The sequence below is a fragment of the Kribbella solani genome (assembly GCF_014205295.1).
GTDB classification, from domain to species: Bacteria; Actinomycetota; Actinomycetes; order Propionibacteriales; family Kribbellaceae; genus Kribbella; species Kribbella solani.
In genome coordinates, this window is sequence record NZ_JACHNF010000001.1 from 4,706,715 (window position 1) to 4,719,715 (window position 13,001).

9 protein-coding genes are annotated in these 13,001 nt (G+C 68.2%); 6 read left to right on the forward strand and 3 right to left on the reverse strand.

The annotated features are described in order from the left end of the window. Window positions 1–1,428: a cysteine--tRNA ligase gene (gene cysS / locus HDA44_RS21435; protein ID WP_184837125.1), complete on the reverse strand. Its 1,428-nt coding sequence runs from the start codon at window positions 1,426–1,428 to the stop codon at window positions 1–3. Between the two features lie 133 nt (window positions 1,429–1,561). Between cysS and HDA44_RS21440 the strand changes: the two genes are divergently transcribed. The 3 genes from HDA44_RS21440 (at window position 1,562) to HDA44_RS21450 (ending at window position 4,362) form a co-directional block, all read left to right on the forward strand. Then, window positions 1,562–2,419, forward strand: coding sequence for a lysozyme (locus tag HDA44_RS21440; RefSeq protein WP_337906223.1), 858 nt, complete (start codon window positions 1,562–1,564; stop codon window positions 2,417–2,419). A gap of 31 nt (window positions 2,420–2,450) precedes the next feature. Beyond that, complete coding sequence (locus HDA44_RS21445) at window positions 2,451–3,008, forward strand: GNAT family N-acetyltransferase (protein ID WP_184837127.1); 558 nt, start codon at window positions 2,451–2,453, stop codon at window positions 3,006–3,008. Between the two features lie 61 nt (window positions 3,009–3,069). Then, window positions 3,070–4,362: a peptidase C39 family protein gene (locus HDA44_RS21450; protein WP_184837129.1), complete on the forward strand. Its 1,293-nt coding sequence runs from the start codon at window positions 3,070–3,072 to the stop codon at window positions 4,360–4,362. Between the two features lie 59 nt (window positions 4,363–4,421). Here the strand turns inward: HDA44_RS21450 and HDA44_RS21455 are convergent, their stop codons facing one another. After that, the gene (locus HDA44_RS21455) at window positions 4,422–6,107 is read right to left on the reverse strand and encodes a DUF2207 family protein (protein ID WP_184837131.1); all 1,686 of its coding nucleotides are present in this window, start codon (window positions 6,105–6,107) and stop codon (window positions 4,422–4,424) included. A 376-nt stretch (window positions 6,108–6,483) separates the two neighbouring features. Here HDA44_RS21455 and HDA44_RS21460 point away from each other — a divergent pair, with 376 nt between their 5' ends. Both HDA44_RS21460 and HDA44_RS21465 read left to right on the forward strand, forming a co-directional pair. Further along, entirely contained in the window at window positions 6,484–7,473 is a 990-nt protein-coding gene (locus HDA44_RS21460; protein ID WP_184837133.1) for a neutral zinc metallopeptidase, read from the forward strand. 1,439 nt (window positions 7,474–8,912) lie between these two features. Further along, a complete protein-coding gene (locus HDA44_RS21465) occupies window positions 8,913–9,914 on the forward strand; it encodes a neutral zinc metallopeptidase (protein WP_184837135.1) in 1,002 nt (333 codons plus the stop codon). Window positions 9,915–9,938: 24 nt separating this feature from the next. Here HDA44_RS21465 and HDA44_RS21470 read toward each other — a convergent pair whose 3' ends face one another. Then, on the reverse strand, window positions 9,939–11,663 hold the full coding sequence (locus HDA44_RS21470; RefSeq protein ID WP_184837137.1) for a DUF2207 domain-containing protein: 1,725 nt from the start codon (window positions 11,661–11,663) through the stop codon (window positions 9,939–9,941). 282 nt (window positions 11,664–11,945) lie between these two features. Here HDA44_RS21470 and HDA44_RS21475 point away from each other — a divergent pair, with 282 nt between their 5' ends. Then, a complete protein-coding gene (locus tag HDA44_RS21475) occupies window positions 11,946–12,959 on the forward strand; it encodes a neutral zinc metallopeptidase (protein WP_202887479.1) in 1,014 nt (337 codons plus the stop codon). Window positions 12,960–13,001 lie beyond the last annotated feature (42 nt).

The following is a 13,001-nucleotide window of genomic DNA, read 5'->3' on the forward strand; positions in this document are numbered from 1 at the left end:
TCAGCTTCCTTCGTCTGTAGTTGCGAGGGACCATCGCGGCCCCTGCGGGGTGTCCTCGACGACGACGCCGAGCGCCTTCAACCGGTCGCGGACGGCGTCCGCGGCGGCGTAGTCCTTGCGGCCGCGCGCGGCCTGCCGCTGCTCCAGCAGCGCCTTGACCAGCCCGTCGACCACCTCGGTGAGCTCGTCGCTGCCACCGGCCCGCGAAACCCACGGCTCCGACAGCGGGTCCAGCCCGAGCACCACGAGCATGCCCCGGACCGCCGCCAGCGCCTCGCGCAGCGCCGCCGAGTCACCGTCGGCGACCAGTTTGTTCCCGTCGCGGACGGTGTTGTGCAGAACCGCGATCGCGGCCGGCGTACCCAGGTCGTCGTCCATCGCCGTGACGAAGTCGGCCGGCAGCTCGCCCGCGGGATCGACCCCGCCGGTCACCTCGGCGGCCCGGGTGACGAAACCTTCGATCCGCTGGAAGCTCTTCGCCGCCTCCTCCAGCGCCTCGAACGAGAACTCCACCACCGACCGGTAGTGCGACTGCACCAGGTAGTAGCGCAGCTCGAGCGGGCGGACCCGCTCGACCACGTTGCGGACGACGGCGCTGTTGCCCATCGACTTCGACATCTTCTCGCCGGCCGTGGTGACGAGCGCGTTGTGCATCCAGAACCGGGCGAACTTCTGCCCGACCGCGGTCGACTGGGCCAGCTCGTTCTCGTGGTGCGGGAACCGCAGGTCCAGCCCGCCGCCGTGGATGTCGAACTCGGTGCCGAGGTACTTGCCCGCCATCGCCGAGCACTCCAGGTGCCAGCCCGGGCGGCCACGGCCCCACGGGGTCGGCCAGGAGGCGGTCCGCGGCGTGCCCTCGACGTAGCCCTTCCACAGGGCGAAGTCGCGCGGGTCGCGTTTGCCCCGCGGGTCGGCGTCCTCGGCGGCTTCCATGTCGTCGATCCGCTGGTGCGACAGCGCGCCGTACTCCGGCCAGGACCGGACGTCGAAGTACACGTCACCCGAGCCGTCCGGCGCCACGTACGCGTGCCCGCGCTCGATCAGCTGCTCGATCATCTCGAGCATCTCCGGGATGTGCCCGGTGGCGCGCGGCTCGTACGTCGGCGGGCGGCAGCCGAGCACGTCGTACGCCCAGTGCAGCTCGCGCTCGAACTCGTACGCGTGCGCCCACCACGGGACGCCGCGCTCGGCCGACTTGGCCAGGATCTTGTCCTCGATGTCGGTCACGTTCGCGATCACGGTGACCTCGTACCCGGACCGCTCCAGCCAGCGGCGGAGGACGTCGAAGACCACTTCCTTGTAGATGTGCCCGACGTGCGGCGCACCCTGCACCGTCAGCCCACAGTGGTAGATCCCGACCTGGCCCGGCTGGACCGGCACGAAATCTCGCACTGCTGCTGTCGCGGTGTCGTACAAGCGAAGTGTCACCGGTCAAGGGTAACGGGAGGCGACGCCGGTAAATAACCACCGAACTCTACGGCCGAGGGGTTGATTCTTTCCAGAGTCGGGTAAGAATCGGATCAGAGCGCTCTGTCCGCCCCTCATCGCTCTGGAGGAAACCGTGAAGTCCGCCCTTTTCACGGGTGCCGCCGTCACTCTTGGCCTGATCCTGGCCTCGATCGGCTCCGCCCAAGCAAACGCCGCAAGCCCTGCCGACGCAGGTAGCCGTGCCGCCGCCCACCAGCCCACCGCCCAGGCCCGTCAGCACGGGATCGAGAAGGCCGGCGACGCGTACATGGGCTGGCTGGCCAACAACTCCATGACGCCCGCTGCCGCCGCCCCGGCCGTGATGGCGCCCGCCGCGACCGTCGAAGGCATCGACGTCGCGAGTCACCAGGGAAACGTCGACTGGACCGCGCAGTGGAACGCCGGCCGGCGGTTCGCGTACGTGAAGGCGACCGAAGGCAACTACTACACGAACCCGTACTTCGCCCAGCAGTACAACGGGTCCTACAACGTCGGGATGATCCGCGGCGCCTACCACTTCGCCACCCCGAACGACTCCAGCGGCGCCAACCAGGCCACGTACTTCGTGGCTCACGGTGGTGGCTGGTCCAGGGACGGCAAGACCCTGCCCGGCGCGCTCGACATCGAGTACAACCCGTACGGCGCGACCTGCTACGGGCTGAGTGCATCCGCGATGGTCAGCTGGATCAGGGACTTCGCCAACACCTACAAGGCCAAGACCGGTCGTGACGTACCGATCTACACCAACCTGGACTGGTGGACCCGCTGCACCGGCAACAGCACCGCGTTCAACACCACCAACCCGCTGTGGGTGGCGAAGTACGCGTCCTCGCCGGGCACGCTGCCTGGTGGCTGGGGCTTCCACACCATCTGGCAGTACAGCTCGACACCGATCGACCAGGACAGGTTCAACGGGGACATGTCCCGGCTGCAGGCACTGGCCAACGGCTAATTCGGTTGCAGAGGTCGCATAGTCTCGATCGGTGAGCTACTCGCTGCCGATCGAGACCGACCGACTGACTCTGCGCCGGTACGTCGAGGACGACTATGACGACCTGCTGAAACTGCAGTCCAACCCTGATGTGACCCGTTTCCTGCTCTACGACGTACGTACGCCAGAGCAGGTGAAACAAGCACTCACCGGCCGGCTGGCCGACGTCCCGATGGACACGGACGGACAGGCGCTCACCGCTGCTGTGATCCGGCGGGACACCGGTCAGCATGTCGGTGAGGTCACGCTGTTCGTGAACAACGCCGAGCAGCGCACCGGCGAGCTCGGGTACGTGTTCCACCCCGAGTCACACGGCCACGGGTACGCGGCCGAGGCTGCGGTCGAGCTGCTCCGGCTCGGGTTCGAGGAGCTCGGGATGCACCGGATCATCGCCCGGCTGGACTACCGGAACACCGGCTCGGTGAAGCTGCTGCAGCGCCTCGGCCTGCGCGAAGAGGCGCATTTCGTCCGGAACGAGTACCTGAAGGGCGAGTGGACCGACGAACTGGTCTTCGCCATGCTCGCCGACGAGTGGAACAAACGCTCGTAAGTATTTTCCGCGCCACGCCGTCCCAGTGACAGCGACTGCCGTGCGGGCTAACGTCGAAAATATGACCACCGCCCGTTCCGTCATCGCGCTGTTTCTCGGCGCGTTCGTGCTCACTGCCGGCGCGTTGCCGAGCCAGGCAGTCAAGGTCGCGCCCGACCGGCAGGTCGCGTACCGCGGTTGGACGTCGGCCAGTGACTTCCTGGCCGGCGAACAGTCCGGTACCAGCGTCACCGGCGACGCGCTCACCATCGGTACGCCGACCGGCACCAGGTCGTACGTCGACCCGTTCGGCGACGGCACCGCCAAGACGTACGACCAGGCCAGCTGGATCTCGCCGCATGTCAGCACCGGCTTCGGGCTGACCGAGCTGATCGCGTCCTGGAACGCCACCACCCCACCTGGTACCTGGGTGGAGGTGTCGATGGCAGGTACTACCAACCTGGGCGTTGCCACCAAGTGGTACGTACTCGGCCGCTGGTCCAGTGGCGACAACACTGCCGCCGGAGACATCCACCGCACGTCCGTACCGAGCCAGGGCGATGCCAACGGGTCCGTAGCCGTCGACACCTTCCAGGCCGCGTCCGGAGGCTGGCTGGACCGCTGGCAGCTCAAAGTCACGCTGTACCGGCTCAGTGGTACGACGCAGTCTCCGGTGGTTCGTTCTGTTGGTGCCATGGCCTCCCGGCTGCCGTCCGACAAGAAGGTTGCCGCGAGCCCCCTTGGCGGCGCGGAGGGCATCGTTCTCGACGTACCGACGTACTCCCAGGAGACGCACATCGGCCACTACCCGCAGTGGGACGGCGGTGGCGAGGCATGGTGCTCCGCCACCTCGACTGCGATGGTGCTGGACTACTACGGCGCCGGACCGACACGTACCGAGACCGCATGGGTCGATCCGTCCGACGCCGACCCACAGGTGGACCACTCCGCCCGTTCGGTGTTCGACTACTCGTACGACGGTGCCGGCAACTGGCCGTTCAACACCGCGTACGCCGGGAGCCGCGGGGTGGATGGCTTCATCACCAGACTGCGCTCTCTGACCGAGGCGGAACAGTTCATCAAGGCTGGTATCCCACTGGTCGCTTCGCTGTCGTTCAAGAAGGGTGACCTGCCCGGAGCGGGCTACGGAACCAACGGACATCTCATGGTGATCGTCGGCTTCGACAAGGACGGCAACGTAGTCGTGAACGATCCGGCGTCACACCTGATCCCCAGCAACGACCAGGTGCGTACGACGTACGACCGGACCGCGTTCGAGAACGCCTGGGTACCGCACTCGGGCGGACTGGTTTATGTGATCCACCCGGAAGGGCTGCCGCTACCAGCGCCGTCCGACCCGCAGCACAACTGGTAAGAGACGACAGAGCCCGCCACGCCGGGGCGGCGTGGCGGGCTCTGTTTGTCCGACTACTACTACCGGGCGAACAGCGCGCCGGTCAGGCTGGTCGTCAGGTTGCGGAGCGAGTCCGGCAGGTACTGCAGGTGCCAGCCGCGCGGACCGCGGTACCAGGGGAAACCCTCGTCCGCTTCGCCCGGTGTGGTGTCAGTCGCGACCAGTGCGTCGATCCAGCGTTCCGAGCCGCCGAGCACTACCGCGTACGGCAGGGCGCGGGAGCACAGCTCGGCGTGCTGGTCGGTCGGCAGCTCGCTGACATCCATCTCCAGCAGCTCACCGCGGATCGCAGCGACCTGACCGAGTACGCGGCCGGCCGCGGGTGCCTTGGCCGGCATGTAGCGGCCCACCACGAGCAGACCGACACCGAGCAGGGTGATCGCGATACCGAGCAGACCCCAGGTCGACAGCAGTGCCAGCAGCACAGTCGCCACCACCCCGACCACGGTGGTCGCGATACCGATCGTTGCCCACAGCGACCGAGTCCGGTCCGGGCGCTCGGTGAACCAGCCACGCTTGACCACGCCGTCGTACAGCGCGTCCTGGACCTGCTCGAGGTTCTCGCGGACCTGCCGGCCCAGCTCGGACACAAGCACCGAGTCGGAGTCACCGAACAGCGCCCGGATCAGTACGTTCTCGTAGCGGTGCAGCTCCTCGGCCGGCGCGTTCTTGACCCGGCGCAGCTCCCAGTCACCCCGGGCGAACTCGCTCTGCCGCTCCAGCTCGGTGATCGTGATGTGACCACGGACCGCCAGGTCGATGATCGTCGCGGTCACGTCGACCGGGTCGATCACCTCGTCGATCAGCGTGCCCACCTCACCCGGTCGCAGATCCGACGGCGGAGTGAAGTCGATCCGCGCATCCGTACCCAGGCTGAACAGCGATGCCGGCACGACGCGACTCGGGTCGACCTGATCCCGGCCACGCAGCCGGTACAGCACGAACAGCGCGATCGCGCCGAGCAGCAGCAGCGCCAGCGCGGTGATCAGCTGTGCCGCATCGGTGGAGAACGCGCGCTTGAAGGTGTGGCGGTACTCGACGATCGAGTTCGCCGCGATCTGGCCCTCGGGGAAGCCGACCGACATCTTCACCGTGTTGCCCGGCGGCAGACCGGTCTGCTGGAACGTCGGGCCGGACGTCTCACCGATCTGCGCCAGCGTGCACGGGGTGTTGCTGTCCAGCGCACCGGCGAAGCAGGAGACGTGCGTTACCTCGGGGACACTGAAGACGATGTTCGCCTGCTGGACCGGGAGGTTGATCCCGGTCAGCGGCACGAACTCCACCTCGGTGCCGTTCAGCGACTTCGACACCGCGCCCTTCACGGTGTAGCTGAACTCCAGCTGGGTGGTGCCGCTGGTGACATCCGGTACGGCGATCGAGGTGACGTCGCCGTCCACCTTCAGCTCGGCCTTCTTCTCCTGGCCGCCCGCCTTCACCTGCAGGTCACCGACCTCCTGCACGTGGTCGACGTCGTTCGGCAGGTGCTCGCGGGTGACGATGAACCGGTTGAAGGTCCCGTTCACGTTGCTGAGCTTCCAGGTCTCGGCGACCCGGAGCAGGCCGTCCCGTTCCACCCGGACCTGGCTGTCGTAGTTGGTCACCACCGGATCGGCGGCAGCGCTCGTGACGGCCGCGCCGGCCGGTACAGCGGTCAGGCCAAGCAGGCCGAGGGCACACAGGGACAGCCCGAGGAGACGTAGACGCATCGCCCAATCACACCGTAGAAAGAGGGTCAGGTTGACACCGGGCACCCTAGCCGCTGCTCAGTTCAGCCCAGCACCCGCCCGTATCTTGAGCCAACGCTCCGGTAGCGTCCTTCATGTGTCAGGCAACCAATGGGGTCCTCCGCCCGGAAACCAGTACCCGCCGCAACAGCCGCCTCCACCCTGGCAGTCCGGCCCCGGGTACAACGGCCCACCCCCTGGCCAGTCCGGCCCGCCGTTCCAAGGGCCTGGGCAGCCGTTTCGGGGGCCGTACCAAGGGCCGCCGCCGCCAGGTCCGGGGCCGCAGTTCGGCTGGGGCGCACCTCCAGGTGGACCACCTCGGCCGCCGAAGAAGGGCGGCAAGGGCGGACTGATTGCCGTGTTCGTCATCCTCGGCGTACTCGTCGCCGGTGCGGTCGGCCTGAAGATCGTCTCGTCCGTACTGAAGGGCCACGGCGACCCGTCGTACGCCGAACCGACGACCACCTCGTCGTACAGCCCCACCAACGAGCCGAGCACCGAGCCGTCCGGTCAGCCGACCAGCGGGGCGACCACCCGGCCGACCGCGACGCGGACCACCCAGCAGCCAGTACCCACGGTCACCCGCTCCACGACCACCAGCAAGCCCACGACGAAGCCAGGTCCGAGCGACAGCGACCTGGTAGTGCGTAACAAGCTGTACACGGTCGGTGCGATGCGCGCGGTGAGCTGCAAGGAGTCCGACTCGCGGCCCAGCTCCGCGGCCGGCGCCCGGGCCAACTACAAGAACCTGTGGGGCTGCCTGAACAAGGCGTGGGCACCGATGGTGGCGAAGGCCGGCGGCCGGTTCCGCCCGCCGAACGTGGCGACCTTCACCGGTACCGTCCAATCGCCCTGCGGATCGATGCGCGACACCGGCCCGCCGTTCTACTGCGGCACCAACGACACCATCTACATGAACCTCACCCAGGACGTCGGCAACTACAACCGGTACCAGCAGTCGTACAGCAAGGTGTGGGCGCGGATGTGGATGCTGCACCAGTTCGCCCACGAGTACGGGCACCACGTGCAGAACATGACCGGGATCCTGTCGGCGTACAACCGCATCCGGTACGAGCGGGCGACGTACGCGAAGGGGCTGGAGGACAGCCGGCGGCTCGAACTGCAGGCGTCCTGCTTCTCCGACATCTTCATCGGGTCGAACCGGCGGACCTACCCGATCACCGGGAACTCACTGGTCCAGTGGAAGTGGCTGATCGCCAACACCATCGACCTCGGGCACGACCACGGCGCGCCGCCGATCCACAAGTACTGGGCGCAGCGCGGGTGGGACGCCCGGAACCCAGTGGCGTGCAACACGTTCGCCGCGTCCCCGAGACAGGTGCAGTGAGGCCTGCTCGACGCTCGTGGTGGTCTACTTCGCAACGACTGGCCGGGATAGCTGGCCTGGCCGGTCCGGATCGCGCAGAGTATGCCGCAAGATATGTCAGGGGGAGGCAGCTTCGGCACCTCACCAGCCTGCAGCTACACCCAGCAAGGTCGTGAGGAGCATTGATGTCGGACAACTGGAACCAGCCCCCGGGAAGCGAACCGGCTGACCCCCAGCCACCCCGCCCCCCGGAAGCGGGAACCGGGCAGGGTGAGCCGGACCCTGGGCAGGGTAGAGCCGGGCAGGGCGGGCAGGGTAGAGCCGGGCAGGGCGAGGCCGGGCAGGGTGGGGCCGGCGCGGAGCGGCCGGCGACGTGGTGGACCGGTGAGACCGAGGCGAAGCGGGAGTTCCAGAACCCGGCCCAGGGTGAGCCGCCGGCCAACAACTGGTTCGACGGCGGCTGGGAAACCAACCGCCGCGAACACCCGGACCAGACCCCCACCCAGCAACCACAACAATCAACCCACCGCCCCCAACCCACCTCCGCCAACCCCCAACCGCCCCAGCCCACACCCGGCAACTTCCAGCCGTCCCAGCCCACACCTGGCAACCTCCAGCCGTCCCGGCCCACTCCCGGCAACCTGCAACCGTCTCAGCCCACACCGGCCAACACCCCGCCGTCCCAGCCCGCCTCCACCAACCCGCGGTCCAACCGGCCGCAACCCACGCAGCCCCAGCCTGGCCAGCCACAGCCCGGCCCGGGTCGTACGAGCCAGCCACCACAGGACTCCTGGCAGTCAGCGCCTGCCCAGCCCAGCCACCCCCAACCGGCCCAGCCCCAGCCGCCTCAGTCCCAGCCGGGTCAGCCCCAGCCGGGTCAGTCGCAGCCGGGTCAGACCCACCTGGGTCAGTCGCAGCCTGGGCAGTCTCAGTCGGGTGGTCCGCAGTCTGGTGCCGGCCGCCCAGGGCAGCCGGGCCAAGGCTCCTGGCAACCCGGTCCGGCGCAGCCCACCCAGTGGCAACCGGCACAGCAGCCGAGCCGCACCGGACAATCGGGTCCCGCACAAGCAGGCGCTGGGCCGCGGCAGGGTGGGCAGTCTGGGTCTAGTGCTTGGCAGGCGGGGCCGTCGCAGGCTGCGGCTCGGCAGCAGAACGGGCCGCGGTCCGAGGACTCATATCTGTGGGGTACTCCCGGTCAGGCACCGCAGTCGGGCCAGCAGTCCGGTGGGGAGCAGTCGCCCTGGAGCCAGGCACTGGGCGGACAACAGAGCGGACAACAGGGCGGCGGACGCCACGCGGCACCCCAGGTCGGCCACGGCGGCCCAGCCGGACCCGGCGACCCGAGCGGCCGCGGGCCAGCCGGACCAGGCGGCCAGGGCCCGGCAGGCGGACCCGGCGGCCAAGGTGCAGCAGGCGGATCTGGGCCTGGTGGGCCCGGTGGGGGTGGGCAGATTGGGCCGATGGGGCAGCCGGTGCAGCAGGCGGCTGATTGGCAGTATCCGCCTATTCCTATTCCGCAGCCGCCGGGTGGGCGTCGGCGGAAGCCCAAGAAGGTCTCCCGCGGGTTGCTGATCGGCCTGGTAGTGCTCGCGGTTCTGGTAGTCGGCTCCGGCGTCACCCTGCTGGTACGCGGCCTGAGCGGCGACAAACCGGAAGCCAACCCGGCACCCACGGCCCCGGCATCCGAAACCCCGTCGCAGACCCCGTCCGAGACTCCGAGCACGCCCAGCGCGCCGCGTGGTCCGACGGCTGACGAGGTGGTGAAGGGCAGCAAGCTGTACTCGATCGGCCCGGTCGCGGCCTCCAAGTGCGTCGAGCCGCCGTTCGCCCCGGTGACGGTGCCGGCCTCGCAGGCGTACTACACCCGCCTGCTGCGCTGTCTGAACTACACCTGGTACTCGGCGCTGAAGAAGCAGAACCTCCCGTTCCGCGTCCCGAAGGCGGTCGTGTACGCCGGCAACGCCCCGTCCCCGTGCGGCATCCAGCGCAGCGTACGAGCGGCGTACTGCGCGGCGAACGAGACGATCTACCTCCCCTTCACCGTCGACGCCAAGTACTACAAGTCGAACCCGGGGTATGCCCGCGCGATCATGCTCAACACGTTCGCCCACGAGTACGGGCACCACGTACAGAAGCTGACCGGGATCCTCAGCTCGTCGATGACCCGGCAGAAGAGCATGACGCCGAACCAGAAGCTGACCGAGAGCCGCCGCCGCGAACTGCAGGCGACCTGTCTCGGCTCGGTGTACCTCGGCGCCAACGCGGCGTTCACGCCGATGAGCGGCGCGCTGCTGACCAACTGGCGGTTCCTGATCGCGCACTCCGGCGACGACTACGCGCGGCCGCGGGTGCACGACCACGGCAACCGGGTCAGCAACTACCAGTGGTCGATCGCCGGCTTCAACGGCAAGAAGCCGGACTCCTGCAACACCTTCACGGCGGCCGACGTCCGCGTCAACTGAGTCGGGTCACGCCGGCCACCGCCCTCAGCCGAACAGGCGCCGGGCGGTGGTCAGCGTCCCGCCGAACGTGGTGACGAAGTTGCTCAGCGACTCCCCGATGTCGGACAGGTGCCAGTTCTCCGGTCCGGAGTACCAGCCGATGCCGGCGTCGGGGTCGTCGTCGTCATCGGTCGCCGCGATCTCCAGCGCCCACTTCTCGGTCAGCCCGAGCACGGCGGCGTACGGAAGGCAGCGCGACGCGAACTCCAGCCGGTGGCTCTCCGGCAGGTCGGCCGAGCTTTCGTTGGCCAGGTAGTGCTGCAGACCAGCCACTCGTCCCAGCACCGCCGCACCACGCGCCGTACGCGCCGGCGCCGCCTGGCCGATCAGTGCGAGCACCACACCGGCAGCCATGACCGCGAAACCAACCAGACCGAACTTGCTGACGATGGCCAGCACGATGGTCAGCACCACGCCCGCACCGAGCAGTACCAGACCCGCCGTGGTCCAGCGGTTCCGGTCGGCGTCCGGTCGGCTCGTGAACCAGCCCTGCGTGACGACATCCGAGTACAGCTCTTCGCGGACCACGTTGAGCCGCGGTCGCAGCGCCGGTCCGAGTGCGGAGACAAGCACAGCGTCGCCGTCCGCGAACACCGCGTCCAGCAGCGCCTTCTCGTACGGCAGTAGCTCCGGACCGCCCTGGTGCAGTCGCTGCAGCTCCCAGTCCAGCCGGCCGAAGTGCGAGTCGCGTGGCTGTTCGACGATGGTCAGGTAGTTGCGTACGGCAAGGTCCAGCAGCGTGGCGGTGATGTCGACGACGTCGGCGCTCTCGTCCACCACAGTGCCGACCTGCCCCGGCCGGATACCGTCCGGCGCGGCGAACTGCGGTCCGTCCGTACCGTCCAGCACTGGTCGCTCCGGTCCACCAGGACCGACCTTCGCGGCGTCCCGGCCACGGAAGAACCACATCCCGACCGCACCCAACAGGCCGAGCCCGAACACGATCACGGCCAGACCGGCGGTGCTGGAGTCGACCGTGAACGCCTTGCCGAGCGACCAGTGGTTCGCGTACTTGGCGTTCGGCTGCACGGTGGCGCGGTCGCTCAGCCCGGTCAGGAAGGTCACGCGGCCACCTGCCGGTACACCGTTCTGCTCGATCTCCAGCTCGGCCGACTCGGCCAGTTGCGACGACGTACACGGCATGCTCGACCCGATCCGGCCGGCGAAGCAGGTGACCCAGGTGGCGAACGGTACGTTCACGTTCAGTTTGGCGGTCGGGATCGCCGAGCTGAAGCCCTGCACGACCGGCCAGCTCACCTCCCGGCCCTCGATCGAGTCGGCGACCACGTTGTCCACGGTGTAGCTGTAGACGATCCGCGACTTGCCGGACACGTTCACCGTCAGCTTGCGGCCGTCGTCGGTGCTCTCGTTCTTGAAGCCCTGGGCCGGCTGACCGTTCACCGTCGCGGACACGTCCTTGAGCCCGTACGTCCGGTCCCGCTCGGAGTCGGACCGCACCTTGGTGGCCAGCGTCCGGCTGAACGTCGCACCCCCGGCGGCCAGGTCCACTGTCTCCTTGACCTGCAGCGCACCGTTCTTGGTCAGCGTCGCGTCCGCCGTGTACGCCGTGATCTGGTCATCCGCCTGACCGGCCGCGTACGCGGGCACCGGGCCGGCAGCAACAAACCCAGCGGCAACGAACAGGGCGGCGACCGGGGCGGTCAGGGGGATCAGCAGGGCAGCCGGAAGGAGGCGGCGCTTCGGTGACATGGGTCGAGAGTAGTCTCGTGCCGGTTCGTGCAGTGAACCCGAGGGAACTCGGCAGCACACGACAGACCGGCAGGTACGACCACACGGAGGCCAAGAGCTGTGAGCAGCCCGTACGGCTACGGTGGCCCCCCACAAGGCCCACCACAAGGTCCCAACCAAGGGCCGTATCCACAGCAGGGCCCACCGCAAGGCAGACCGCTCGGCCCGCCGCCCGGTGTCCTACCACCACCCCAGGGCGCACCCTGGCCACCACAGCAGGGCCAGTACCCGCCGGGACCGCCAATGCAAGGGCAGTACCCGCCGCAAGGGCAGTACCCGCCGCCGCAGGGGCAGTACCCAGGTCAGTGGGGTCAGCCCTACTACGGCCCCGGTCAGTTCAACAGCTTCCACCCACCGCGCCGGCGCGGCGGCCCGCTCCGCCTGGTCCTGCTCGGCTCGGTCCTACTTATCTTCATCGGCGTGTCGGTAGCAGTGCTGGCAGCTCTGCTCGGCAACCAGAGCACTGACGACACAGCTGAGCCGGAGGTGTCCGGTCCGTCGATCGTCCCGACCGCGACGACGACACCGGAGAAGGGCACCGCCGAGGACTTCCTGCTGAACGCCGACATCTACCGGACCGGCTCGCTGGTGGAGCAGAACTGCAAGGCGGCGCCACTCGGCAACGGCAGCCTGGCCGCGCAGAAGGTGTACTACACCAAGCTGTTCAAGTGCCTGAACGACGGCTGGCGCCCGATCTTCCATGACCTCGGCCAGGACAAACCGGACCCGGGCCTGGTCGTGTTCGACCAGCCGGTCAAGACCCCGTGCGGAAACTTCGAACCGCTGTCCGGCCGCGTACTGGCGTTCTACTGCTACGGCAACCAGGTCATGTACGTGGACGTGAAGCAGATGAACCGTGCCTTCGGACCGAAGCAGGACCTGGCGTACCTGATGACGATCGCGCACGAGTACGGACACCACGTCCAAGGCGTGAGCGGGCTGTTCTACGCCCGGATGGCGTACCTGCAGGATCACCCGGAGCAGAAACTCGAGAGCTCCCGCCGGAACGAGGTGCAGGCGTCCTGTTTCGCCGGGGTGTTCAGCAAGTCGGTCGAGAAGTCGTACCCGCTGACCAACCGGCTGGACGAGTTCAAGCAGCAGTCCAGCAACAGCTTCGGCGATTCACCGGACTCGCCCGCGGACGAGCGCACCCACGGCCAGGCCACCACGCAGGGCTTCTGGATTCAGAACGGCTTCAACATCGGCGCCAACAAGGCCTGCGACACGTACGCGGTTTCGGCCGACCTGGTGAAGTAACAAGCGATTGATGGACTGTCCCGCGCGTTTGCTTCGCGTTAT

What these genes read in the sequence shown, in the direction of transcription:
- HDA44_RS21450 (WP_184837129.1), top strand. Translation starts at nt 3,070, where the DNA reads ATGACCACCGCCCGTTCCGTCATCGCGCTGTTTCTCGGCGCGTTCGTG.
- HDA44_RS21465 (WP_184837135.1), top strand. Translation starts at nt 8,913, where the DNA reads ATGGGGCAGCCGGTGCAGCAGGCGGCTGATTGGCAGTATCCGCCTATT.
- HDA44_RS21475 (WP_202887479.1), top strand. Translation starts at nt 11,946, where the DNA reads ATGCAAGGGCAGTACCCGCCGCAAGGGCAGTACCCGCCGCCGCAGGGG.
- HDA44_RS21470 (WP_184837137.1), bottom strand. Translation starts at nt 11,663, where the DNA reads ATGTCACCGAAGCGCCGCCTCCTTCCGGCTGCCCTGCTGATCCCCCTG.
- HDA44_RS21455 (WP_184837131.1), bottom strand. Translation starts at nt 6,107, where the DNA reads ATGCGTCTACGTCTCCTCGGGCTGTCCCTGTGTGCCCTCGGCCTGCTT.